Raw genomic sequence first — 25,363 nt, forward strand, 5'->3', positions numbered from 1 at the left:
GAAGGGGGTGCGTGAGCATGCGGACGATCCGCGGACTGTGGCGCTGGCGGCGCAACCCGCTGCGCCGTGGAACGGACCTCGCCGAGGCGTGGGCGGCGCTGCTCGCCGTGTTGCTCATCGTCCTCGTGGCCCCCGCGGTCGGCTGGATGGCGGGCTCCCTCACGAATGGGGCGCTCCAGGACGCCGTACGTGAGCAGCGGGCGCATCGTCAGTTGGTCACGGCGACCGTGGTGAAGGTCCTGCCGCACCCCCGTATCGACTCCGACCCGGAGACCGCCTCGGCGCGTGATGCGCACCGCCGGGTGTTCGCCAAGTGGACCGGGCCGGACGGCAGCAGGCACTCGGGGGCGCTCGGCACCCACCCGGGGGCCGACCCGGGCGAGCAGTTCCGGCTCTGGACCGACGGACAGGGCCGGCCGACGGGCCGGCCGCTGGACGAGGCGACCGCCGCCACCCATGCCGTGCTGGCCGGGTTGGCGGCGGGAGCGGCCTCGGCGGGGCTGTTCGAGGGCGCCCGGCGGCTGGTCGTATGGCGGCTGATGCGCCGACGTTACGCCCAGTGGGACATCGAGTGGGAGCGGGCCGGCCAGGACTGGGGCCGGGCGGGTGCCGGCAGTTGACGGCCGTGTGCCACCGCGTCGCACCGCGCTGAGGCGCGGGACCGGAGCGAAGCGTTCCGGCCACGGCCGCGTCAACACACCGCCCGCCACGCACGCTACGGTTGGGCCTTCACAGCACAGTGGCAAAGTCGCACGCAGCCGGCATACGCACGAGGTGGGGGCACAGCAGCACCATGGCACAGGGCTCGGTCGTCCAGGTGACGCACAGCGGAACGTCGCGGTGGCGGCGGCGCACAGGAGAGTACGCCTCCCTCTCGGCGGCCCTGGAGGCCGCGGGGGACGGTGATGTGCTCTCCATCTCCCCCGGCACCTACCGCGAGAATCTGGTGGTCGGCCGGGCCGTCACCCTGCGCGGCCCCGAGGGTTCGGGGCGCGGCTCGGTACGGATCGCCCCGGCCGACGGCGTCGCCCTGACCATACGCGCGTCCGCGGTGATCCAGGATCTGCATATCGAGGGCCAGGATTCGGCCTCGCCCGCGCTGCTCGTCGAGGAGGGCGCCCCGGAGGTCTCGGATGTGCGGGTGGCGACGCGCTCGGCGGTCGGGATCGAGGTGCGCGGCAGCGCCCGGCCCACCGTGCGGCGCTGCACCGTGGACAATCCGGCGGGCGTGGGGGTCAGCGTGCTCGACGGGGCCGGTGGGGTGTTCGAGGACTGTGAGGTGGTGGCGGCGGGCCAGTCGGGCGTCGATGTGCGCGGCGGCGGGCATCCGCGGCTCGAGCGCTTCCGGGTGCACCACGCCTCGGGCGCGGGGCTGTCGCTGACCGGCGACGGCAGTGCGCTGGAGGCGGTCGGCTGTGAGATCTACGAGGTCAAGGGCGCCGGTGTGCAGGTCTCGGGGCGCGCCACGGGGTCGTTGACCGACTGCCGGGTGCACCGTACGACCGGCGACGGCATCAACCTCGACACGGACGCGGTGCTGACCCTCGCGGACTGCGATATCCACGACGTCCCGGAGAACGCGATCGATCTGCGGTCCCGGTCGGTGCTGACCCTGACCCGTTCGAAGGTGCGCCGGTTCGGGCGCAACGGCCTGTCGGTGTGGGACCCGGGCACCCGCGTGGACGCCAACCAGTGCGAGCTGCACGAGAGTACGGGCGACTATCCCGCGGTGTGGGTGAGCGATGGGGCGACGGCGGTCCTCGACTCGTGCCGGGTGCACGACGTACCGGACGCGCTGTTCGTACTCGACCGGGGCTCGCGCGTGGACGTCGTCGACAGCGATCTGTCGCAGGTGCGCAACACCGCGGTGTCGGTGAGCGACGGGGCGACCGCGCAGCTGGACGACTGCCGGATCCGCGAGGCGGCGACGGGCGCCTGGTTCCGTGACCACGGCAGCGGCGGCACGCTGGCGGGCTGCACCATCGACGGGGCCTCGACCGGCGTGATCGTCACCAAGGGCGCCGACCCCAGGGTCGAGCGCACCGCGGTCACCTCCCCCACCGAGGCCGGTTTCTATGTGTCGGCCGAGGGCCGCGGCACGTTCCACAACTGCCGGGTGACCGGCAGCAGCGGCTACGGCTTCCACATCATCGACGGCTGCCGGTCCACCTTGACCCGGTGCCGCACCGAGCGGTGCTCGCGCGGCGGTTACGAGTTCTCCGAGGCCGGTCCGATCGTGGAGGACTGCACGAGCGACGAGAGCGCGGCCACACCCGCCGCGCGGTCGGCCGCCCCGGCGGCCGGGACGCCCGCGGTGGAGACCGCCACATCGACGGGCGGGCTGCTGGGGAGCATTCCGGCGCAGCGCACCGCCGCCGGCGCCGCCGCCCCGGCCGCGCCCGCTGCCCCCGCGGTGGAGGTGCGCGCCTCCAAGGCCGTGCTGGGCGAACTGGACGCGCTGGTGGGCCTGGAGAGCGTCAAGCGCGAGGTGCGCGCCCTCACCGACATGATCGAGGTGGGCCGACGCCGGCAGGAGGCGGGGCTCAAGGCCGCGTCGGTGCGCCGCCATCTGGTCTTCACCGGCTCCCCCGGCACCGGCAAGACGACGGTGGCCCGGCTGTACGGGGAGATCCTGGCCTCGCTCGGGGTGCTGGAGCGCGGCCATCTGGTGGAGGTCTCCCGGGTGGACCTGGTCGGCGAGCACATCGGCTCGACGGCGATCCGCACCCAGGAGGCGTTCGACCGGGCGCGCGGCGGCGTGCTGTTCATCGACGAGGCGTACGCGCTGTCGCCGGAGGACTCCGGCCGGGACTTCGGCCGTGAGGCGATCGACACCCTGGTGAAGCTGATGGAGGACCACCGGGAAGCGGTGGTGGTCATCGTGGCCGGCTACACCGAGGAGATGCAGCGCTTCCTGTCCGTCAACCCGGGCGTGGCGTCCCGCTTCTCGCGCACCATCACCTTCGGGGACTACGCCCCTGAGGAGTTGCTGCGGATCGTAGAGCAGCAGGCGGAGGAACACGAGTACCGGATCGGCGAGGGTGCGGTCGAGGCGCTGCTGAAGTACTTCACGGCGATCCCCAAGGGCCCGGCGTTCGGCAACGGCCGCACCGCCCGCCAGACCTTCGAGGCCATGGTCGAGCGGCACGCGGGCCGGGTGGCGCAGCTGACCGACCCGAGCACGGACGACCTCACGCTGCTCTACCCGGAGGACCTGCCGGAGCTCTTGTGAGACGGCGGGCCCGAACTCTTGTGAGACGCCGGGCCCGAACTCTTGCGAGACACCGGGCCGCAGTTCTGGTGAGACGCCGGGTGCTGTTCCGGGAGGCGGGCCAGCAGCCCGGCCCGCTCCCGGTCGAAGGCGGGGTCGGCCTGGTAGTCCGCGTGGCCGAGGATCGGGGCGGGCAGCGGGTGGTCGGGGGTGCGGCCGTAGGCGAGCGGGTCCTTGAGCCCGTCGTGGTCCACCTCGGGCCCGGTGCCGTCCGGCAGCCGGATTGGGCCGCCTATGGGGTCGGTGTACCGCCACAGATTGCGCCAGCAGCGCACCTCGTCGTGCAGGGAACACAGCTCGGCCGTCCCGAAGTAGGCGGGAAACCAGCGACCGTACAGCCGCTCCAAGGGTGAGCCGTAGGTCAGCAGCGCGACCCGGCCGCGGGTGCGCCGGTCGACCTGCCAGACCGCGGCGGCGGCCAGCACGCTGCCCTGGGAGTGGCCGGAGATCACCAGTCGGCCGCCGTGGCGCCGGGTCCAGGTCTCCATCCGCCAGGTCAGATCGGGGACGGCCCGCTCGGCGTAGCAAGGGGGCGCGAAGGGGTGGGCGGCGCGCGGCCAGAAGGTGCCCACGTCCCACAGGATGCCGATGGTGCGGCGGGCGGAGGGGCTGCGGTAGGCGCGCCGGGCCCAGGTGACGAGCAGCAGAAACGCCAGGCCCATCAGCCAGGAGCCGAGCGCCTGCGCGGTCTGGGCGGCGGCCTCGATCACCGGGGGCGCGCCGTCGGCGGCCCGTCCCGGCACCTGGTGGCTGGCCCAGGCCCCGACGACCGCGGCCGCGCCGAGGAGCAGGGTGGCCAGGGCGACGGGGCCGACGATGCCCGGGGCGGAGTCGGTGAGCCCGGCGCGGGCGATCACCCCCGCGATCTTGCGCGTGCGTACGGCGTCGGGCCGCTCCCCCGGGTAGCCGTCGGGCACGGTACGCACCAGCCGGCGCCGCACCCGCCACACCCGGACGGCGAAGAACAGGGCCACCAGCACCACCACGAGCAGCACGGTGGGGATGACCGCGGCCTGCCAGGACAGCAGGACCGGCGGCCCGTCCATCGGGGCGCCGCTGTCCATACCGGGCGTGGCGTCGCCGTCCAGCCAGTCGGCGACGCGCTGGGCGACGCCGCCGCAGAGCACCGCGCCGAGCCCGCAGGCCAGCATCGCCACGGCCGGACCGGCCAGACCGCGCAGCGGGGTGCGCCCGGCGGGCGCCGCGCGGTGCAGCGCCAGGGCGCAGCCGGCCAGGGCGACGACCAGGGTGCCCTGGATGACCGCGAGGACGCCGAAGGCCGCGTCGCCGGGCAGCCGCCCCTGGGAGGTCCAGCCGGGCCTGGACCAGCCGGCGTACAGCATGGCCAGGGCGAGCAGGCCGAGGGCGGCGCCGGGCAGGGCGGTGGTGGTGACCCGGTCCAGCTCGTCGTCGAGTTTGGTCTCGCTGCGGCCCCGGCGGCAGACCACGTACACCACGAGCACGCCGCCCGCGACGAGCAGCGCGAGCAGCAGCCATCCGACGGCGTCGAGGAGGGCGCTGCCGCCCGGCTCCCGGTCATGAGCGGCGGTGGCCACGGTGAGGCCCGCCGCGACGGTCAGGAAGCACGCGGCGGTGTGCGCGGCGCGCAGCCGGGCGACGATCCTGCGGCCGTACCAGAAGCCGGGCAGGCACAGCGCGGCGCGGTTACCCGAGGCGGGGTCGGACTCGTCCACCGGCCGGCGCAGCGGGGGCTGTGACTCGTACGCGCTCCAGGTGCGGTTGGACAGGTACCACAGCAGTCCGCCGAGCGCGGTGGGCACGAGCGCGGCCAGGGCGAGGCGGCGGCCGGGCTGGCTCCACCAGCCGCGGTCCCTGGGCGACATGAAGCCGAGCCAGGACCTGTGGCCGCCGCAGGAATGGGAGCCGGCGCACTGCCAGGCCACCAGGTCGAGCGCCACCTCGCAGGCCCCGGCGAGCAGCAGGACGGTCAGGCTCAGCGCGATCAGCCGCACCAGGAGGCCGTAGGCGCGCACGGTGCGCTCGCGCCGGTCGGCGGCGGGCCGCATCCAGTGGGCGAGGTTGGCGACCATGAAGGGCAGCAGGAGCAGCCACAGCGCGCGGGCGCCGTTGCCCGAGGTGAGGTTGGACCAGCAGTAGGCCTCGCGGACCGGCGATTCGCGGTAGTCCTGCGGGCGGTCCTCGGCGTCGGCGTCCTCGATGCGCCGGTAGATCCCCGCGGTCTCGTCGCCGGTGACCAGTACGGTCCGCGGGTCGGTGAGCATTTCCTGCGGGGTGGTCCCGCCGACGCCGTGGACCAGTAACTCCAGGTCGGGCGGGGGCCCTCCGCCCGCTTCCGCCGCCGTTTCCGTACTCGTACGCATCGCCTGTGCCACCGTGTCCCCCGATCCCGGTGTGGTCGTTCCGTCCAGGATCGTGCCCTCGGCGCGGGCGTCGGACGCGGCCGCGCCGGGCGTGGCGAAATCGTAATCCCGGGGTTCGGAGACGATCGTGTGTCCCCGCGGCATGCGAAGATGTGCCGGCGAGCGGTGGAAGGCCGAGGGAGACGAGAAGGGACGGGCCGCGGTGAGCGACAACCAGAATCTCCTCGCCGAGCAGCGGCGTGCCCTGATCCTCGACGAGGTGAGACGGCGCGGCGGGGTGCGGGTCAACGAGCTGACCCGCAAGTTGAACGTGTCGGATATGACGGTCCGTCGCGATCTGGACGCCCTGGCCCGGCTGGGCATGGTGGAGAAGGTGCACGGCGGCGCGGTGCCGGTCGCCGAGGCGAGCACGTACGAGCCGGGGTTCGAGGCCAAGTCGGGTCTTGAGCTGAGCGCCAAGGAAGACATCGCGAAGGCCGCCGCGGCAATGGCCGCACCCGGCACCGCCATCGCGCTGGCGGGCGGGACCACGGCGTTCGCGCTGGCGCAGCAGTTGCTTGATGTGCCGGATCTGACCGTGGTGACGAACTCCGTGCGGGTGGCGGACGTCTTCTACAACGCGCAGCGGTCGGCCGCGGGCGGCGGGGCGGGGCCGCGCCCCGGGGCGGCGACGGTGGTGCTCACGGGCGGGGTGCGCACCCCTTCGGACACGCTGGTGGGTCCGGTCGCGGACGCCGCGGTCCGCTCGCTCCACTTCGATGTGCTGTTCCTGGGGGTGCACGGGATATCGGTGGAGGGCGGCCTGTCCACCCCGAACCTGGCGGAGGCGGAGACCAACCGGCACTTCGTCCGCTCGGCGCGGCGGGTGGTGGTGGTCGCCGACCACACCAAGTGGGGCACGGTGGGCCTGAGTTCCTTCGCCTCGCTGGACGAGGTGGACGCGCTGGTGACGGACCCGGGGCTGCCCGGGGAGGCGCGGGCGGAGATCCTGGAGCATCTGCCGGGGGAGCTGGTGGTGGCGGGCGAGGCCGCCACCATGTGAGCGTGTCTCGGGGCACTGCGCGGGCTGGACTGAGGAGCCGCACAGCGACGAAGGAGCGAGCAGTGACGAAGGAGCGAGCAGTGACGAAGGAGCGAGCAGTGACGAAGGAAGCCCGCGCGTAGAAGCGCCGCGAGACTGAGCGGGAAGAGGGGCACGTGTCTCGGGGCGCTGCGCGGGGAGAGGGGAGCCAGCTGGGGCCGAAGACATCTGACGGGCAGTCAGTTACCGTTGGCGGCATGAGGCATCATCTGCGCCCCGTGGGACTCGACTACGTCCGCACGGCCCCGCTGCGGCTGGTCTTCGTCGCCGAGACCACCGCCCCGCCCGAGGCGGTGTTCAAGGCGCTGGCCGATATCGAGAACTGGCCGCGTTGGTACCGCCAGGTCGCCGCCGCCCGCTCCACCGACGACGGCAAGGGCCGCGAGATCCGGCTGAAGGGCGGCACCCGCTTCATCGAGACGGTCATGGCGGCGGACCCCGCGGAGTGCTACGCCTACCGCGTGGACCGGACGAATGCGCCGGGGCTGCGCGCCCTGCTGGAGGAGTGGCGGCTGATGCCGTCCCCCTCCGGCACCGGCTCCGTGGTGCGGTACACCTTCGCGGTGGACGGGGCGGCACCGCTACGGGGCGCCCTGCGGCTGCTGCGGCCGGGCCTGCGGCGCGCCTTCCGCGACGCGGTGCGCGCACTGGACCGCCGACTGGCCGGCTGAAGGACCGGCGCAGGTCGGCGGCGCGTCTTCCTGAGTCGTACGGGGTCGCCCTGAGCCGTCCTGAGCCTCGCTGAGCAGCGCTTGTCGAGACAGCGCGGAGGAGCACTTTTCGGGACACCGGTCGCCAGGGTCGCACAGGAGCGCGACCCCGCTCCCCGTGCGCCCCCGATGACCCCCCGGCGCCCCTCTCCGCGACGGCCTTCAACGCGCCCCGCCGCCCGGCGACCGCAGAGCCGCCCGCCTCGCACCCCATGGCCCGCTCCGGGGCGTGGCGTGGCCCGCTCCAGGGCGGGGTGCCAACGGTCTCATCGGCGGCGCTCACCGCGCTCTCCACGCGCCGCCCCTTGCCTCTTGTGGCGGCCCGGTGGTGAACTTGGACCTTTTCGGATCATAAGTGGGCACCAGTGCGCCCTGGCATCCCGTGCCTGTCCCGGGCACACTGCGCAGCAGGGAAAATATGAAGGACATGGGAGAGCGGCGCGCATGCCGGCGAGACAGAGCGGGGAGGCGGTCACCGTGGCCGATACCGAGTTCAACGCCCGCGGGGTGCGGATCGAGCGGTTTCTGCGCTCGGTCACGCATGCCGGACAGGTGCTGATCAAGGACGGCAGGCTGCAGTTGCTGACCAGCTACGGCCGGGAGATCGACAGCGCCCCCGTGCAGTCGGTCCATGCGAGCAAGCCGTGGTTCACGGACGGCGACCAGGCTCTCGCGACGGTCAACGGCACCCGCTACCGCCTGACTCTGGGCCAGCGGGACGCCGCGGCGAAGGCCGCCGCGCCCGGCGCCGCCAATCGCCTCCTCGACGCGATCCGCAGCGCGCGAGGCCATTCGCCCAAGGGCTGACACCTCCCCGGCCACCGCCGGGAGGTGCCCCCTGAGTTGCGCATGCGGGCGACGGGGCTGACCCTGGACGCACATCAGTTATCACTGAGGGTCAACGGGCGGTGACGCTGAGAACCGGCCCCTTCCCGGTCGCGCCCAGCAGCCACCACTGCTGAACGTGTTCGACGCCCGCATCTGAATCAGGCTAGCCCCAACTTCTTCAGGGAGTCGCAGCCGTGATCAGTCGTCCAAGCAGGCATTGCACGGTGGAGCTGCAGGCCCTGCCGTCGCGGATCGGACAGGTCCGCAGAATCGTGTCCGCGCAGTTGCGCTACTGGCATCTGGATCCGCTCATCGATCCCGCGGCGCTCGCCGTCACCGAACTGCTCACCAACGTTCACCGGCACGCCGAGCCCGACAAGCAGTGCACGGTGGAGATCGTCCTCATGATGGACCGCCTGACGGTCTCGGTCCGCGATCAGGATCCGCGGCTGCCGCGCGTCCGCGAATGCGATCTGCTGGCCACCCACGGCCGCGGGCTCGCCCTGGTCGCGGCGGTCAGCCAGAGCTGGGGCATGCACGCCCGGGACGACGGCAGCGGGAAGGTCGTGTGGTTCACGCTGGCCGTACCACAGGCCGCCACCCCCGCCAAGTCCCCGTTCACGGCGCATGGCGCGGGCCGCACCGCCCCGCCCGACCGCACCGACCTCGCCCGCCCCGCGCCGCCGGCCGGCGTGATCCGGGAGCGGGCGCCCGCCGCCCGGTCCGCCGTGCACCACTGACCGCGCACCACTGACCGCGCAACCCCGGGTCCGACACCGTGTCGGACCCGGCGCCGCACCCCATCTGTACTTACTAGTATGTACAGTGGCTTCATGAGCACTGCGGAGCGGTTGATCGAGAGCACCCAGGACCTGCTGTGGGAGCGCGGCTACGTGGGCACCAGCCCCAAGGCCATCCAGCAGCGCGCCGGCGCGGGCCAGGGCAGCATGTACCACCACTTCCGCGGCAAGCCCGAGCTCGCGCTCGCCGCCATCCGCCGCACCGCGGAGCAGATGCGCGCCACGGCCGAGGCGTGCTTCTCCGCCCCCGGGACCGCGTACGACCGCATCCGCGCCTATCTGCTGCGGGAGCGTGAGGTGCTGCGCGGCTGCCCGATCGGCCGGCTGACGATGGACCCGGACATCATCGCCGACCCCGCGCTGCGCGAGCCGGTGGCGGAAACGCTCGACTGGCTGCGCGCCAGGCTGGCCCAGATCGTCTCCGAGGGCGTGGAGCGCGGGGAGTTCGACGCGGGTCTTGACCCGGAGCGGACCGCCGCCTCGGTCGTTGCGACCATCCAGGGCGGCTATGTGGTGGCCCGCGCCGCGGGGTCGACGGCGCCCTTCGACGCCGCCGTACAGGGCCTGCTGGATCTGCTCGCCGCCCGCGCGCCTCGCCGACCCGCTGCGTAAGGCCCGCTTCGTAAGACCCCCGCCGTTCCGCCTCGCACGGCGCCGGCTCATCAAGGCGCCATGCACTCCCCCGGTCTGATACGACAGGAGTTCTCCTTGCACGCCATGCAGTACCGGATCACCCTGCCCGCCGACTACGACATGAAGATCATCCGGCGCCGAGTGGAGTCGAAGGGCCCAGCCCTGGACGACTTTCCGGGGCTCGGGCTGAAGGCGTACGGCATCCGCGAGCGCGGGGTCGACGGCTCCCCGGTCAACCAGTACGCGCCGTTCTATCTGTGGGCCGAGCCGGAAGCCATGAACCGCTTTCTGTGGGGGCCCGGATTCCAGGGCATCGTCCGGGACTTCGGCCGCCCCGCGGTCGAGAACTGGCAAGGGCTCGCCTTCGAGCACGGCCCGGCCCTGGCCTCCGTACCGCGCACCGCCACCCGCCACGCCGTGGCCGTCCCGGCGGGCGCCGACCAGTCGGGCAGCGGTCCGGCGGGTGCGGTCGAGGACGCTCTGGAGGAGCTGCGGCGGCTGGCCCGTACGGACGGGGTGCACTCGACGGCCCTCGGCATCGACCCGCGCGGCTGGGAGCTGCTGCACTTCACCCTCTGGGCGGACACCGCCCCGCCCGGTGCCCCCGGCGACCGCTACCAGGTGCTCCACCTCTCCGCGCCCGACCTGGCCCGGCTCCCCCGCGGGCGCCAGTGGTGAGCGCGGCCGGACAGGCCCGAGAGGCCATGGGAGAGACCACGGGGCAGACCGCCGCGCAGACCGCCGTACGGACCGTGCTCGGCGATGTCCCCGGCGATGCGCTGGGCGTCTGCGACGCACACGACCACCTGTTCTTCCGTAGCGCACTGCTGCCCGGGCAGGAGCTGACCGATGTGGCCGCGGCGGACGCGGAGCTGCGGGCCTTCCACGGGCTCGGCGGGCGGGCGGTGGCGCAGTGGACGCCCTACGGCCTCGGGCGGACGGCCGGTGAGCTGGTCGGGCTCTCCCGGGCCACCGGCGTCCATCTGGTGGCCGCGACGGGGCTGCACCAGGCCCACCACTACGCGCCGGGCACCGTCGAAGCGGTGCTCGACGGGCTCGCCGAACTCTTCGTCGACGAGCTGACGCGCGGCATCGGCGGCACGGGGCCGCGCGCCGGGCTGATCAAGGTCGCGGGCGGCTTCCACGGCCTCGATGCCCACGCCCGCCGCACCATGGCCGCGGCCGCCCAGGCCCACCATCGCACCGGCGCGCCCATCGCCGTTCACCTGGAGCTGGGGACGGCCGCCCTGGACGTCCTGGACCTGCTGTGCGACGAGCACGGGGTGGCGCCGCAGCGCGTGATCCTCGGCCATCTGAACCGCTCGCCCGACTCGGTCGTGCACCAACAGGCGGCCCGGGCCGGGGCGTTCCTCGCCTTCGACGGGCCCTCCCGCGCCAACCACGCCACGGACTGGCGGCTGCCCGACGCGCTGGTCGCGCTCGTCGACGCCGGGCACGCCGACCAGCTGCTGCTGGGCGGCGATACGACCACGGCCGCGGCCCGGTCGGTGAACGGCGGCCCGGGCATGCCGTATCTGCTCCGCCGGCTGCGCCCACGGCTCGAACTCGCCGTGGGTGCCGATGTGGTGCGCCGGATCCTCACCGCCAACCCGGCCCGCGCCCTGGCCACGGCCTGGCGCGCGGACTGACGTACGGGCTGGGGCTGTACGGACCCGGCACCTGGGCCGAGGGCGGACCCGGGGGCCGGCTGTATCGCACCGCCCCGGGTCACGCCGCGCCAAGCGCCTCCAGCGGGTCGTCGAGCACCGCCTGCCACGCCAACTCCGCCGCGCCGACCAGGCTGTTGTGGTCCAGGGTGCACGGCAGGACCGGTACGCCCCCGCTGCGCCCCCACAGGCTGCGCTCGGCGACGACCGCCCGCAGCCGCTCCGGGTCGGCCTCAAGGAGCTCGCGGTGCAGCCCGCCGAGGATGATGCGGTCGGGGTTGAGGATGTTGACGAGCCCGGCGAGGCCGAGGCCGAGCCGGTCGATGAGCAGGTCGGCGGCGGCCCGCACGGACGGGTCGGCGTACTCCTCGCGGAGCAGGTCGCGCGCCTGCTGGAGAAGCGACACCTCGGGTCCCGGGTCGCGTCCGGCGGCGACGAGGAACGCCAGTGGGTCGGCCTCGATGTCCAGACAGCCGCGGCTGCCGCAGTGGCAGGGCGGTCCCTCCGGGTTGACGGTCAGATGGCCGACCTCGAGGGCCAGGCCCGCGCTGCCGGTGTGCAGCCGCCCGTCGAGGACCAGCGCCCCACCGACGCCGCGGTGGCCGGTGGCGACGCAGAGCAGGTGCTGGGCGCCGCCGCCCGCGCCGTGGCGGTGCTCGGCCAGGGCCGCGAGGTTGACGTCGTTGCCGGCGAGGCCGGCCAGGGGAGCCCCGGACGGGCCGCGGACGCCCGCCGCGGCGAGGCTCCGGGTGAACAGCTCGCGTACGGGCGCGCCCGCGGGCCAGGCGATATGCAGCGGGTTGAGGGCGGTGCCCTCCGGTTCGGCCACCGCGGAGGGGACCGCGAGCCCGGCGCCCACGCAGCGGCGGCCGCTCGCGCGCAGCAGCCGGGCCCCGGCCTCGACGACCGCGTCGATGACATGCGCCGGATCTGCGGGCACGGTCATACAGCCGGGGTCGGTGGCCACGATCCGGCCGCCGAGCCCGACCAGAGCCGCGCGGAAGCCGTCGGCGTGCACCTGGGCGGCGAGGGCCACCGGGCCGTGGGGGGCGATCGCGAGGCGGTGCGAGGGGCGGCCCTGCGCCCCGGCGGCCCCCAGCGGGCGGGAGTCGACCTGGATCAGGCCGAGCGCTTCGAGTTCGGCGGCGACTGCGCCCGCGGTCGCTCTGGTCACGCCGAGTTCGGTCGTGAGCACCGCCCGCGTGGGCGCCCGGCCGGTGTGTACGAGCTCCAGCGCCGGGCCGAGAGCGCTTCGGCCCCGCTCGAGCCTTGTCCGTGTCTGGGTCACGCCCCTATTCTCACTTTGTGCCGACACGAAACAAAACATGGACGGTCATTCCGGGGAGGCGGCGCCCCGCCGTGGCCGACCGATCGCTCGCTCAACTGCGCACCGCCATCACCGTGTTCTTCGCCCTCGACGGATTCATATTCGCCGGTTGGGTGGTCCGGATTCCCGCGATCAAGGACCGGACCGGCGCGTCGGAAGGCGCCCTCGGGCTCGCCCTGCTCGGCGTTTCGGCGGGCGCGGTGGCCACCATGATGATCACCGGCCGGCTCTGCCGCCGCTTCGGCAGCCACGCCACGACGGTGGCCTTGGCCGTCCTGTTCTCGCTCAGCGTCGCGCTGCCGCCGCTGGCCGGCTCCGCGCTCGCCCTCGGGCTGGTCCTGCTGGTCTTCGGGGCCGGGTTCGGCGGGCTCAACGTCGCCATGAACAGCGCGGCCGTCGATCTCATCGCCGCGCTGCGCCGCCCCGTCATGCCCAGCTTCCACGCCGCGTTCAGCCTGGGCGGGATGGCCGGGGCGGCCCTGGGCGGGCTGATAGCGGGGCGGCTGAGCCCCACCGCCCACCTGTCACTCCTCGCCGCGTGCGGGCTGCTGCTCGCGGCGGTCGCGGGCCGGGCCCTGATCCGCCTCCCGGTCCCCGTACCCGTACCGGCGCCGCTTGAGGAAGGCACAGAGGGCGCGGCTCCGGATGGGCGGGCGCCCGGGGGCGGTTCCCGGAGCGCGGCGCGCCGGCTGGTCGCCGTCTTCGGGCTGATCGCGCTGTGCACGGCGTACGGCGAGGGAGCGATGGCCGACTGGGCCGCGCTCCATCTGGACCAGGACCTGGACGCGTCCCCGGGGGTCACCGCGGCGGGCTACTCGGTCTTCGCCCTGATGATGGCCGTCGGCAGGCTGAGCGGCACCACGCTCCTCGAACGGCTCGGCCAGACCCGCACACTGGTCGCGGGCGGCACCACGGCCGCGGCCGGCATGCTGCTCGGCGCGCTCGCCCCCACCGTCTGGCTCGCGCTCCTCGGCTTCGCCGTCACCGGTCTCGGCCTGGCCAATCTCTTCCCGGTCGCCATCTCGCGGGCGGGCGCCCTGACCGGGCCGAGCGGGGTCGCCGCGGCCTCCACCTTCGGCTACGGCGGGATGCTGCTCGGCCCGCCGGCCATCGGTTTCCTGGCCGACGGGCTCTCCCTGCCGACCGCCCTGACCACGGTCGCCCTGCTGGCGGCGGTGGCGGCAGCCGTGGCGTACGGCGCGCGCCGGGCAGGTCAGCCCGCCGACGAGCCGGCGTGAGCCCACGTCCACCGCCCGGGCACGGGATGTTCGATCAAAACTGGCAGAATTCCGCCATGGATATTGCCGAGTTGATCGACGCTCTGGACCGGGATGGCCGGCTGCTGGCCGACGCCGCGCAGCAGGCCGGGCCGGACGCGCGGGTGCCCACGTGCCCCGATTGGCGGGTACGGGACCTGCTGGCACACGTCGGGATGGTGCACCGCTGGGTGACCCGTATCCTCACCGAGGGGCTGACCGAAAGGGTGCGGCCCCAGCCCGGCCAGGAGCCCGAGGACGCGGATCTGACGCCCTGGTTCCGCGACGGCCACGGCGCGCTGGTCAAGGCGCTGAACGAGGCCGACCCCGAGGGACGGTACTTCACCATCCTGCCCACCTCGGACTCACCGCTCGCGTTCTGGGCGCGGCGGCAGGCACACGAGACGGCGATCCACCGGGTCGACGCGGAGTCGGCGGCCGGCAAGGACCTCTCCCCCGTCACCCCGGCCTTCGCGGCCGACGGCCTGGGCGAGCTGCTGACCGGGTTCCACGCCACCGAGCGGAGCAAGGTGCGGACGGAGACACCGCGCACCCTGCGGCTGCGGGCCACGGACGCCGAGGTCGTCTGGACGGTGCGGCTGACCGACGCCCCTCCGCGCGCCGAGGTCGGCGACGCCGGAGAGGCCGACTGCGAGCTGTCCGGTTCGGCGGAGGAGTTGTACCTGACGCTGTGGAACCGCCTGCCGATGACGCGGCTGCGGGCCACGGGCGACACATCGCTAACCGAACTGTGGCGGGAGCGCTCGGGCTTCTGAAGCGGACGGGGCGTACGCCGGGCTTTCCGGTGTACGCCCCGCTGCACCCCTCGGCGAGACCCTAGGCTGGTGGCATGACAGACATGCACCCCGTGAGCGGTCCTCGCACCCAGGACCAACGCGACGCCGTCACCGTGGAGATCATGTTCGCGGTCGTCACCGGCGCCCTGCTGGCGGCCCTGCTGTTCTTCGTCTGCGCGAGCCCGGCCCTCTTCGGCGACCTGGGCAGAGCGGCGGAGAAGACCTGGCTGACGGCCGCCGCCAGCACGGCCACCGTCGGGTTCGCCGCCCGGGTCCTCCAGGTCCTGTGGTGGCTGCCGCGCAAGCGGCGCGGCTGACGTTCTCCCCCCGTAGGCAAGAGGCCCGTAGGCAAGAGGTCCTGGTATGACGCATTGGCGGTGCGCGGGGCTGCGCTGGGGCCGGTCGGACCCCGCGCTGGCCTGGCACCACCCCGCCCACGGCGACCGCGCCTCCCCGCTGTCGCCCGGCCGCCCGCTGGGCTTCACCGTTGTGAGCGACGCATACGCGGCCGCCGGGCCGCAGACGGCGGCGATACCCGCGCCTGCGCCGCGTGGGCGGAGAAGCGAACGAGAAGGCGCGTCGTCCGGCCGCTGGTGCGTCGGCGTGCGCAGGGGCGCCCGGCACACGCCGTGCCCGGTGGGCGCCGAGGTGTCCGCGTCCGCCGTCTCCGCCCAGTGCCCGGACTGCGCCCGGCTGGACCGCTCGTACTCCGTGGCCGCCGACACCCGCACCGACGACCCGCGCCCGTATGACGTCTATCTCGCCTGGTTCGGCCCGGATCTGATCAAGGTCGGGATCACCGCGGCCGAACGCGAGGGGGCCCGGCTGCTCGAACAGGCCGCGCTCTCCTACACCTTGCTCGGGCGCGGCCCGCTGATGGCCGCCCGCCGGGCGGAGGCCGTGCTGGGCGCCGCGCTCGGGGTGCCGGACCGCTTCCCGTACGCCGCCAAGCGCGCCGCCCGTGAGGCCCCGCCGCCTCAGCGGGAGCGCGCGGCGGCGCTCGCCGAGCTGCACGCGCGGGCGTGCGCCCTGGGCGGGCTCCCGGAATCCCTCGCCCTCTGTCCATGTGCGCCCGTCCACCATGACGCCGTCTTCCACCTGGACCGCGTGCGCCCGGTGCACGGCGTCATCCGGCTCGCCCCCGGCCGTACGGTGGCGGGCCAGGTGGAGGCCGTGGCCGGGCCGGATGTCCACCTGACCGACTCGGCGGACCGTGCCCTGCTGCTCGACACCCGGCAGCTGGCGGGCTGGCCGCTGGCCGCGGCCCCCGCGGACGCCGCCACCACGGCGGAGGTGGCCGCGCTGGTGCGGGAGGCGGCGGAGCCGGAAGGGCTGTTCTGAGCGGGCGGTGCGGGGCGGGCCCGGTGGGCCGGGGCCCGGGGGCGGGGACCCGGTGGGCGCCTCCCAGCGGTAGCCGGGGGAAAACCGGGCCGGAAATCAATCAGCCGAGCCAGCCCGGGCGTACCAGGCCCGACTCGTAGGCGAGGACGACGAGTTGGGCGCGGTCGCGCGCGCCCAGCTTGATCATCGTGCGGCTGACATGGGTCTTGGCGGTGAGCGGGCTGACGACCAGCCGCCGGGCGATCTCCTCGTTCGACAGCCCGATGCCCACCAGCGCCATCACCTCCCGCTCGCGCTCGGTCAGCTCCGCGAGCACGGCACCGGGCGCCGGCTCCTTCGACCGGGCGGCGAACTCGGCGATGAGCCGGCGCGTGACGCCGGGCGAGAGCAGCGCGTCGCCCGCGACGACCGCCCGTACGGCCCGCAGCAACTCCTCGGGCTCGGTGTCCTTGACCAGAAACCCGGAGGCGCCCGAGCGGATCGCCTCGAAGACGTACTCGTCGAGCTCGAAGGTGGTCAGCATGACCACCTTCACCTCGGCGAGCGCGGGGTCCTCGGTGATCCGGCGGGTGGCGGCGAGGCCGTCGAGCTGTGGCATGCGGATGTCCATCAGGACCACGTCCGGGCGCACCTCACGGACCTGCGCCGCCGCCCGCTCGCCGTCGGCGGCCTCGCCGACCACCTCGATGTCCGGCTGAGCGTCCAACAGGGCGCGGAACCCGGCGCGGACCAGCACCTGGTCGTCGGCGAGCACTACACGGATCAGGGAGCTCAAGGGGCCTCCAAGGTGGTCGCTTCGCCCGACGGCCTCTCGTGCCGTGGTGTCGGGGACACCGTAGCGGCGGTCAGCGGAAGGCGGGCCCGGACCCGGAAGCCGCCGTCCGGGCACGGCCCGGCCACCACCGTGCCGCCGAGCGCGGCGGCCCGCTCACGCATGCCGACCAGGCCGTTGCCACCACCGGCGACCCCGTTCGTCGGGCCGACGGCGGTCGCCGGACCGTCGTCGTCGATCCGCAGCTCCAGCTCGGCCGGGGCGTAGCGCAGCAGGACCCGGGCGGTGCGGGAGCCGGAGTGGCGGACGATGTTGGTCAGGGCCTCCTGGACGATACGGAAGGCGGCGAGGTCGGTACCGGGCGGCAGGGCGGTCCGTACGCCGTCCACCTCGACGCTCACCGTGAGGCCCATGCCACGAGCCTGTTCGGTCAGCTCGTCCAGCCGGTCCAGGCCGGGGGCGGGCGAGCGGGGTGCGTCCCCGGGCGCCCTGAGCGTGTCCAGGACCTGGCGGACCTCGCCCAGCGCCTCCTTGCTGGCCACCTTGATCGTGGTCAGGGCGGTGCGGGCCTGCTCGGGGTCCTGGTCGAGGAGGGCGAGGCCGACGCCCGCCTGAACGTTGATCACCGAGATGCTGTGGGCGAGGACGTCGTGCAGCTCGCGGGCGATGCGCAGCCGCTCCTCGTCGGCGCGGCGCCGCTCCGCCGCCTCCCGCTCGGCCCGCTCGCGTGCCCATTGCTCCCGTCGTACGCGAGCGAGCTCGGAGGCGGCGACGACCGCCACCACCCAGGCCACGACGACCGCCTCCGGCCCCCAGGCGGCAGGACCGTCCCCTGCCGGCGGCAGCCATCGATGGAGCCAGTGGGCGATGAGCAGATGGGCGGCCCACAGCCCCCCGAGCGCACTCCAGGCGGCCACCCGCCGCCCGGCGGCCACGGCGGCGAAGCAGGCGACGACGACGCTGAGGAAAACCGGGCCGTAGGGATATCCGGCGCCGAGGTAGAGCGCGGTGACGGCCGAGGTGGCGAGGACGGCGAGCTGGGGGTGCCGATGGCGTACGAGGAGCAGCGCGGGCCCGGCCACCAGCAGCGCCCGGCCGGCGAGGCCGAGATCGGCCCGCTCGGGCTGGCTGTGCGCGGCAAACTGCGTCCCGACCAGCTGGAGGAACGCGACGACCAGCGAGGAGCGCCACGGCAGACGGGCGGCGGGGCCCGCGCTCCACCACGGAGGCCCCCAGGGCCGGGCGGCTGCCTGGCCGGATCCGGGGTGCCGGCCCCGGGAGAATTCACGCATACCCGCAACGCTAGACCGGCCCGGGCCGCGACGGCGTCGCCCCGGGGCGGTGGCCGGACGTACTCCCGGTGGAGTACGTGGCGTGGGTGCGCGACGGCCGGGGACACCCGGCCCGGGGGGCCGGCCACCGACCAGCCGGCCATCGATCGACACCGCGCGACACACCGGGCTACGGCAACCGGGCGACGCTCGACCAGGGGAAACCAAATCCGGGCCACCGCCCCTGGCCTGGCCATCCGCGTATCCCGGTGTCCGAGGACACGCGCGCTGCGGGTGCACACGCCCCGAAATCCCCACACAGTGAAAAACGTGATGTACCGGCCCCTTCCGTGACGGTTGGGGCGGGTGACCTACGGAGCCGGGCTGAGGTGCTGCGCTATGCGTGTAACCGGACTTGGGCATGCTGGACTGTTCATCGAAACCGCCGCCGGAACGGTGCTCTGCGACCCCTGGGTCAACCCGGCCTTCTTCGGCTCGTGGTTCCCGTTCCCCGACAACACCGACCTGGACTGGGACCACTACGGGCGGGCCGCGGACTACCTGTACATATCGCATCTGCACCGTGACCACTTCGACGCGGAGAACCTGCGCCGCAATGTGCGCAAGGACCTCACCGTACTGCTACCCGCCTTCGCCACCGACGAGTTGGAGTTCGAGCTGCGTGCGCTCGGATTCAGCGAATTCCTGCGCACCGAAAGCGGTGTCCCGGTCGAGCGCGATGGCCTGCGCATCATGATCACTGCCCTGACCGGCCCCGGCGACGGCCCCATCGGCGACTCCGCGCTGTCGCTGGACGACGGGGAGACGGTGCTGCTCAACCAGAACGACGCACACCCGCTGGACATCCCTTCGATCCGGGCGTTCGGCGAGGTCGACGCGCACTTCCTGCAGTTCTCCGGGGCCATTTGGTGGCCGATGGTCTATCAACTGCCGGACACCGCGAAACGGGAGTTCGCCGCCCGTAAGCGCGAGGGGCAGTCCGAGCGGGCGCTGCGCTATATCGACGCCGTCGAGGCCAAGCACGTGTTCCCCAACGCCGGCCCGCCCTGCTTCCTCGACGAGGACCTGTTCCAGTTCAACGGCACCGGCCGTGCCGGGGAGAGCATCTTCGTCGACCAGCGGGAGTTCCTGGCGGAGCTCGCCGAGGCCCGGCCGGACACCTCGGCGCATCTGCTGCTGCCGGGCACCGTCGCCGAACCGCTGCACACGGCGTGCAAGCTCACCCACCGCTACACCGCCAAGGAGATCGACCACATCTTCGAGCACAAGGACGCGTACCTGCGCGACTTCGCCCGCAGACAGCAGCCCGCGCTCGCCGCCGAGCGCGCCTCGCGCGCCCCGGCGCTGCCGCCCGAACGCCTGCTGGCCGAACTCAAGCAGTGGTGGGAACCGCTGTTGGCACGCGCGGACCGGATTTGCGACGGGGTCGGCGGCCCGGTACGGCTGGACGTGGACGACACCCCGATCGTGATCGACTTCCCGGCCCGCCAGGTCCGCCGCTGGGACGGTGAGCGCTGCCGCTACACGCTCTCCACCACGGGCGACCTGGTGGCCACCAACATCGCCCGGCGCGAGGTCGACTGGTCAAACAGTCTCCTGCTGTCCCTGCGCTTCAGCGCCAGCCGGATCGGGCCGTACAACGAATTCCTGTACGTGTTCTTCAAGTGTCTGTCCAGCGAGCGCATCGAGTACGTGGAGAACTACTACGACTCCGGGCACGACGACGGCCAACACGTCGAACTGGGCGACTGGCGCGTCCAGCGGCGCTGCCCGCATCTGCGCGCCGATCTCGGCCGGTTCGGAGAGATCGACGGCGACGAGCTCACCTGCACCCTGCACGGCTGGCGTTACGACCTGTCCACCGGCCGCTGTCTGACCGCCGACGGCCACGACATCCGGGCCGAGCGGACAGCACCCGCCGACGGCTGACAGCCCGGCGTGTGACCGGGGCGTGATCGCGGGAACCAGACCAGCCCATTCCGCGTGGTTTGCAGCAGAACACCTTGTTGTACGGTGCAGAAGGTTGCAGAACACGAGTCTGGGCAAGTCACGCCCCGGGGCAGGGAGACAACGGCTGATGGGGTGGGATCTGACCCCCGACTGGTTGGATGACGCGGTTGAGTCGGGCACTGAGGCCGTCGGGGACGGTGTGGAGTGGCTGGGCAACAAGTCCGCGGAGGGTTTGGACAAGGTCGGCTGGGAGGGCGGGGCGGACTGGGTCCGTGACAAGTCCCGTTCGGCGGCGAACGCGCTGGGGGCGGATGTCGCCGAGTTCCAGTTGGGCGAGACCGAGGACCCGAAGAAGCTGGTCTTCGGCAGCGCCGGGAAACTCCGGTCCACGGCCACCCATCTGCGGGATTTCCAGAAGGCGTTCGACCAGGTCGGCAAGGGCCTCAAGGGGCTGGACGCCTCCCGGCTGAAGGGCAAGAGCGCGGACGCCTTCCGGAAGAAGGTGGCCGACGAGCCGGCGAAGTGGTTCAAGGCCGCGGACGCGTGTGAGAAGGCCGCGCTGGCGCTGGAGGGCTTCGCGGGCACCGTGGAGTGGGCGCAGGGCCAGGCGCAAGACGCGATCGACGCCTACAAGGCCGCGAAGAAGGCGTCGGACGACGCGCGGTCCGTCTACAACGGCAAGGTGGACGCGTACAACTCGGCGGTGGACACGTACAACGCCGCCGTGGAGGACGGCAAGGATCCGGGGGCCAAGCCGAAGAAGCCAGGAGATTTCGCCGACCCGGGTCCCGCGAAGGCGAAGGCGGCGCAGGAGAAGCTGGACGAGGCGCGGCGGCAGCGGAACAAGGCGGAGGAGACCGCGGTCAAGGCGGTGGCCCAGGCCCGGGACGCCGCTCCGCCCAAGCCCTCCTACAGCGAGCAGGTCGCCGATGGGCTTGAGGGGCTGTCGCTGGACACCTCGCACTTCCTGGGTGGTGTGGTGAAGGGGACGGCGGGCCTGGTCAACTTCGCCCGCGGGCTCAATCCGCTGGATCCGTACAACATCACCCATCCCGCTGAGTACGTGACGAATCTGAACAGCACGGCGGCCGGGCTGGTGACCTTGGCCAACGATCCGGTCGGGGCGGGCAAGAACATGCTCGACGCCTTCGCCAAGGACCCGTCGGAGGGGCTGGGCCGCCTGGTGCCCGAGCTGATCGGCACCAAGGGGCTGGGCGCGGCCCGGGCGGGCATGGGCGCGGCGCGTGAGGGCATGGCCGCCGCCAAGTACGCGCGGGGCGGGGAGGACGCGGCGCGTGCGGCGCTGCGCAAGGAGGGGTCGCACCCCTTCGCGCGCGAGGACGTCAAGAAGACCTGTAACGGCACCGATCCGGTGGACCTGGCGACGGGGAAGATGTTCCTGCCGCAGACGGATGTGGCCCTGCCCGGTGAGCTGCCGCTGGTCTTCCGCCGCCGGGTGGAGTCGGGCTATGCGGCGGGGGGCTGGTTCGGTCCGTCGTGGTCGAGCACGGCCGACCAGCGGCTGGAGATCGACGCCGAGGGTGTCGTGTTCGTCAGCGAGGACGGGCTGCTCCTGTCCTATCCGCACCCGGCCCCCGGCCTCCCCACGCTTCCCGTCGCGGGGCCGCGATGGCCGCTGGAACGGGACGCGGACGGCGACTACACCCTCACCGACCTCGACACCGGACACACCCGCCACTTCGCCGGCCCAGCCGCAGGAGGCGACGGCATCGCGCGGCTGGCGCAGATCACGGACCGCAGCGGCCACGTCATCACCTTCGACCACGATGGTGAGGGGGCGCCCACCGATGTCGTCCACTCCGCCGGCTATCACCTGAAGCTGACCACCGCAGACGGCCGGATCACCGCCCTCCACCTGGCGGGCGCCGCACCCGACGGCTCGGACCAGGAGATCGTCCGCTACGGCTACACCGACGGCAACCTCACCGAGGTCATCAACTCCTCCGGGCTGCCGCTGCGGTTCGCGTACGACGACGAACGCCGGGTCATCTCCTGGACCGACACCAACGACCGCCGCTACGACTACGTCTACGACAACCGCGACCGCTGTATCGCGGAGGGCGGCGAGGCGGGCCACATATCGATCCGCATCGACTACCACGACGCCGACCCCGCCACCGGCCACCGCATCACCACCGTCACCACCCCCGACGGCCACACCACCCGCTACGTCATCGACGACGCCTGCCTGGTCATCGCCCAGACCGACCCCCTGGGCCACACCACCCGCACCACCTACGACCGCCACGGTCGGCCCCTGACCCACACCGACCCCCTCGGCCACACCACCACCCACACCTACGACGAGGCTGGACACCTCACCACCGTCACCCGCCCCGACGGCCTGGAGACACACACCACCTACGACGCCCTGGGCCTGCCAGTGACCGTCACCGGCGCGGACGGCGCCACCTGGCACCAGACCTGGGACGAGGCGGGCCGCCGCACCAGCCTCACCGACCCCGCCGGCCACACCACCCGCTACGCCTACGACGACCACGGCCACTTGACCGCCGTCACTGACGCGCTGGGGCACACCACGGGCCTGCGTTGTGACTCGGCGGGTCTGCCGGTGGAGATCACCGATCCGCTCGGCGCCAGCACCCGCTATCAGCGGGACCCCTTCGGCCGCCCGACCACCGTCACCGATCCGCTCGGCCACACCACCCGCCTGGAGTGGACCGTCGAGGGAAGGCTCGCCGCCCGCACGTACCCGGACGGCACGACCGAGTCATGGACGTACGACGGCGAGGGCAACTGCACCAGCCACACCGACCCGGGCGGGGGCACGACCACCTACGAGTACACCCACTTCGACCTGCTGGCCGCCAGGACCGGCCCGGACGGGGTGCGCTACGAGTTCATCCACGACACCGCCCTGCACCTCACCCAGGTCACCAACCCGCAGGGCCTGACCTGGACCTATGAGTACGATCCTGCGGGTCGCACGGTGTCCGAGACGGATTTCGACGACCGCACCCTCACCTACACCCACGACGCCGCCGGCAGACTGACCACCCGCACCAACCCCCTCGGCCAGACGACCCACTTCGAACGCGACCCGCTCGGCCGCACCCTCCGCAAGACCACAGACGGCCTGACCACCACCTTCGTTTACGACCCCGCCGGCCGCCTGACCACCGCCACCGGCCCCGACGCCGAGGTGGTCCACCAGCGCGACCGCATGGGCCGCGTCAAATCCGAAATGGTGAACGGCCGGGTCCTCACCCACACCTACGACGCCCTGGGCCGCCGCGTCCGCCGCACCACCCCCAGCGGCGCCACCACCACATACGCCTACGACGCGGCGGGCAACCGCACCACGCTCACCGCCTCCGGCCACACCCTCGCCTTCGACCACGACGCCGCGGGCCGCCAAACCACCCGCCACCTCGACGATATCCTCACCTTCACCCACACCTGGGACCCCCTCGGCCGGCTCACCGAACAGACCCTCACCGGCCCCGCCCCCCCCCCCCCCCCCCCCCCCCCCCCCCAACCCCACCCCCCCCCCCCCCCCCCCACCCCACAACACCCCCAGACCAACCGGGCCCCCGCCGTAGCCCTAGACGCGGCGGGCCGCGTGACCGCAGTCCGCGCGAGGCGCTGGACCGAGACCTACGCGTACGACGAGGCGGGCAACCAGACCCATGCCGACTGGCCGGAGCGGCATCCCGGAGCCGATGCGACGGGAGACCGGACCTACACCGGCACCCGTATCACCCGCGCGGGAGACATCCGCTACGAACACGACAGCGCGGGCCGCCTCACGCTCCGCCAGAAAACCCGTCTGTCGAAGAAGCCCGACACCTGGCGCTACACCTGGGACGCCGAGGACCGCCTGACCACCGTCACCACCCCCGATGGCACCATCTGGCGCTACCTCTACGACCCCCTCGGCCGCCGCACCGCCAAACAACGCCTGGCAGGCGACGGCGAAAAGGTCGTGGAACAGGTGGACTTCACCTGGGACGGGCCCGTCCTCGTCGAGCAGACCACCGCGACGACGGGCCTCCCCCGGCCCGTCACCCTCACCTGGGACCATCAGGGTCTGCATCCGGTCGCCCAGACCGAGCGCATTGCCGACGCCACCACCCAGCGGGAGATCGACCGACGGTTCTTCGCCATCGTCACCGACCTCGTCGGCGCCCCCACCCATCTCGTCGACGAAACCGGCGAGATCGCCTGGCACGCCCGCACCACCCTCTGGGGCACCACCACCTGGGCCGCCACCAGCACCACCTACACACCCCTCCGCTTCCCCGGCCAGTACTACGACCCGGAAACCGGCCTCCACTACAACCACCACCGCTACTACGACCCCACCACCGCCCGCTACCTCACCCCCGACCCCCTCGGCCTCACCCCGGCGCCCAACCCCGCCACCTACGTCCACAACCCCCACACCTGGAGCGACCCCCAGGGGCTGACGCCCTGCAAACCCTCCCTCAGAGATCGTCTGAGGTCCATGTTCGGCAGGGACTCCGCGGCTCCGCAGACGCCGGCGCCGGAACCGGCCGCTGCCCGGCCGCCTCTCATGCTGGAGTCGCCCAACCCCGGCATCAGCACGGTCAGCGATCTGTACGGGCCGTTCCACCGGCTGGGCTCGCCGACTCAGACGGTCGAGGTGACGCAGCAGGTCGTCGAGTCGGGAGAGTTGTGGGGACGCGCCTCACGCTGGGGAGGCGAGGAGATGGTCCAGGCCCACCGAGGCGCCATTCCGGACAGCGCGCCCCCCGGAAGCTTCGAGTTCTACACCTCCGTCGAGCCCAAACCGCTGAGAAACACACCGCCTGGCTATGTGGCGTGGGAGCTCGGCAGCGAATCGGGGGTGGGTAGGGTCCACCACGGTGGCGAGGACTTCGCCAGGATTCCGGTTTTCGTCACGGAGGTGCGGTAGCGTGCGGCGAATTGACGCGGCGGCCTTCCAGGGGTCCCCTCAGGCGTATGTCGCCCAGCTCGATGTGACGACCGAGGGCCTGGAGTCCCGCTGGGGCCCTCATGAGCTGACCCGGGATGACCTGGGCGACTGGTTCACCTTCGCCTTCGCGCTCGACAGCGGAACCCTCGCGGCCCTGGTGCGGGAGGTCGAACACGCCCCGCGCCCCGGCTACATCCTGACGGCCATCGGCGGTGAGGACCCGCGCGCCGTGCTGACGGAGTTCCTTGCCGAATCGGGGTTGAGCGCGGATCGCGTCACCCATGAAGGCTTCGACTGAGGCCGCCTCAGGCCCCGAAGCACCCGCCAAAGGACCCAAGGGGCCCGGCGTCGGCC

Annotated in this window: 20 protein-coding genes; 16 read left to right on the top strand and 4 right to left on the bottom strand. The window is 73.1% G+C overall.

Annotated features, from left to right (window positions below):
* The first annotated feature begins 17 nt into the window (after nt 1–17).
* Both ACFV2X_RS49815 and ACFV2X_RS49820 read left to right on the top strand, forming a co-directional pair.
* Nucleotides 18–620, top strand: a complete 603-nt coding sequence (locus tag ACFV2X_RS49815) for a hypothetical protein (RefSeq protein ID WP_385629612.1) — start codon at nt 18–20, stop codon at nt 618–620.
* A gap of 173 nt (nt 621–793) precedes the next feature.
* The gene (locus ACFV2X_RS49820; protein WP_385629614.1) at nt 794–3,232 is read left to right on the top strand and encodes a right-handed parallel beta-helix repeat-containing protein; all 2,439 of its coding nucleotides are present in this window, start codon (nt 794–796) and stop codon (nt 3,230–3,232) included.
* Here the strand turns inward: ACFV2X_RS49820 and ACFV2X_RS49825 are convergent.
* Nucleotides 3,202–5,613, bottom strand: a complete 2,412-nt coding sequence (locus tag ACFV2X_RS49825) for a hypothetical protein (protein ID WP_385629647.1) — start codon at nt 5,611–5,613, stop codon at nt 3,202–3,204. The genes ACFV2X_RS49820 and ACFV2X_RS49825 overlap by 31 nt on opposite strands.
* Before the next feature lie 202 nt (nt 5,614–5,815).
* Between ACFV2X_RS49825 and ACFV2X_RS49830 the strand changes: the two genes are divergently transcribed.
* The 7 genes from ACFV2X_RS49830 to ACFV2X_RS49860 all read left to right on the top strand — a co-directional run bounded on the left by ACFV2X_RS49830 (nt 5,816) and on the right by ACFV2X_RS49860 (nt 11,314).
* On the top strand, nt 5,816–6,655 hold the full coding sequence (locus tag ACFV2X_RS49830; protein ID WP_385629616.1) for a DeoR/GlpR family DNA-binding transcription regulator: 840 nt from the start codon (nt 5,816–5,818) through the stop codon (nt 6,653–6,655).
* Between the two features lie 236 nt (nt 6,656–6,891).
* Complete coding sequence (locus ACFV2X_RS49835; RefSeq protein ID WP_385629618.1) at nt 6,892–7,365, top strand: SRPBCC family protein; 474 nt, start codon at nt 6,892–6,894, stop codon at nt 7,363–7,365.
* A gap of 483 nt (nt 7,366–7,848) precedes the next feature.
* Entirely contained in the window at nt 7,849–8,211 is a 363-nt protein-coding gene (locus ACFV2X_RS49840) for a hypothetical protein (protein WP_014181857.1), read from the top strand.
* A 215-nt stretch (nt 8,212–8,426) separates the two neighbouring features.
* Nucleotides 8,427–8,972 (top strand): ATP-binding protein, encoded by a 546-nt coding sequence (locus ACFV2X_RS49845; protein WP_385629620.1) that lies wholly within the window; start codon nt 8,427–8,429, stop codon nt 8,970–8,972.
* A 93-nt stretch (nt 8,973–9,065) separates the two neighbouring features.
* Complete coding sequence (locus ACFV2X_RS49850; protein ID WP_385629622.1) at nt 9,066–9,644, top strand: TetR/AcrR family transcriptional regulator; 579 nt, start codon at nt 9,066–9,068, stop codon at nt 9,642–9,644.
* A 96-nt stretch (nt 9,645–9,740) separates the two neighbouring features.
* Nucleotides 9,741–10,343 (top strand): DUF4865 family protein, encoded by a 603-nt coding sequence (locus ACFV2X_RS49855; RefSeq protein WP_385629649.1) that lies wholly within the window; start codon nt 9,741–9,743, stop codon nt 10,341–10,343.
* 26 nt (nt 10,344–10,369) lie between these two features.
* Complete coding sequence (locus ACFV2X_RS49860) at nt 10,370–11,314, top strand: phosphotriesterase (RefSeq protein WP_385629625.1); 945 nt, start codon at nt 10,370–10,372, stop codon at nt 11,312–11,314.
* A gap of 79 nt (nt 11,315–11,393) precedes the next feature.
* Here ACFV2X_RS49860 and ACFV2X_RS49865 read toward each other — a convergent pair whose 3' ends face one another.
* A complete protein-coding gene (locus ACFV2X_RS49865) occupies nt 11,394–12,620 on the bottom strand; it encodes an ROK family protein (RefSeq protein ID WP_385629627.1) in 1,227 nt (408 codons plus the stop codon).
* 17 nt (nt 12,621–12,637) lie between these two features.
* Between ACFV2X_RS49865 and ACFV2X_RS49870 the strand changes: the two genes are divergently transcribed.
* The 4 genes from ACFV2X_RS49870 (at nt 12,638) to ACFV2X_RS49885 (ending at nt 16,053) form a co-directional block, all read left to right on the top strand.
* Nucleotides 12,638–13,897, top strand: a complete 1,260-nt coding sequence (locus ACFV2X_RS49870) for an MFS transporter (RefSeq protein ID WP_385629629.1) — start codon at nt 12,638–12,640, stop codon at nt 13,895–13,897.
* 56 nt (nt 13,898–13,953) lie between these two features.
* On the top strand, nt 13,954–14,691 hold the full coding sequence (locus tag ACFV2X_RS49875; RefSeq protein ID WP_385629631.1) for a maleylpyruvate isomerase family mycothiol-dependent enzyme: 738 nt from the start codon (nt 13,954–13,956) through the stop codon (nt 14,689–14,691).
* Nucleotides 14,692–14,765: 74 nt separating this feature from the next.
* Complete coding sequence (locus ACFV2X_RS49880) at nt 14,766–15,029, top strand: DUF6332 family protein (RefSeq protein WP_385629633.1); 264 nt, start codon at nt 14,766–14,768, stop codon at nt 15,027–15,029.
* A 46-nt stretch (nt 15,030–15,075) separates the two neighbouring features.
* Complete coding sequence (locus ACFV2X_RS49885) at nt 15,076–16,053, top strand: DUF2797 domain-containing protein (protein WP_385629634.1); 978 nt, start codon at nt 15,076–15,078, stop codon at nt 16,051–16,053.
* Between the two features lie 100 nt (nt 16,054–16,153).
* On the opposite strand, the gene ACFV2X_RS49890 is transcribed toward ACFV2X_RS49885, so the two are convergent.
* Together ACFV2X_RS49890 and ACFV2X_RS49895 are read right to left on the bottom strand one after the other, a co-directional pair.
* Nucleotides 16,154–16,819, bottom strand: coding sequence for a response regulator (locus tag ACFV2X_RS49890; protein ID WP_385629651.1), 666 nt, complete (start codon nt 16,817–16,819; stop codon nt 16,154–16,156).
* Between the two features lie 5 nt (nt 16,820–16,824).
* A complete protein-coding gene (locus ACFV2X_RS49895; protein WP_385629635.1) occupies nt 16,825–18,117 on the bottom strand; it encodes a sensor histidine kinase in 1,293 nt (430 codons plus the stop codon).
* Between the two features lie 378 nt (nt 18,118–18,495).
* Here ACFV2X_RS49895 and ACFV2X_RS49900 point away from each other — a divergent pair, with 378 nt between their 5' ends.
* From ACFV2X_RS49900 to ACFV2X_RS49910, 3 genes are all read left to right on the top strand, one after another.
* Nucleotides 18,496–20,046, top strand: coding sequence for a Rieske 2Fe-2S domain-containing protein (locus ACFV2X_RS49900; RefSeq protein ID WP_385629638.1), 1,551 nt, complete (start codon nt 18,496–18,498; stop codon nt 20,044–20,046).
* 148 nt (nt 20,047–20,194) lie between these two features.
* A complete protein-coding gene (locus tag ACFV2X_RS49905; protein ID WP_385629640.1) occupies nt 20,195–24,988 on the top strand; it encodes a putative T7SS-secreted protein in 4,794 nt (1,597 codons plus the stop codon).
* Between the two features lies 1 nt (nt 24,989).
* Complete coding sequence (locus ACFV2X_RS49910; RefSeq protein WP_385629643.1) at nt 24,990–25,307, top strand: hypothetical protein; 318 nt, start codon at nt 24,990–24,992, stop codon at nt 25,305–25,307.
* The last annotated feature ends 56 nt before the right edge of the window (nt 25,308–25,363 follow it).

This window comes from Streptomyces sp. NPDC059679, assembly GCF_042734105.1.
Lineage (GTDB): Bacteria > Actinomycetota > Actinomycetes > Streptomycetales > Streptomycetaceae > Streptomyces.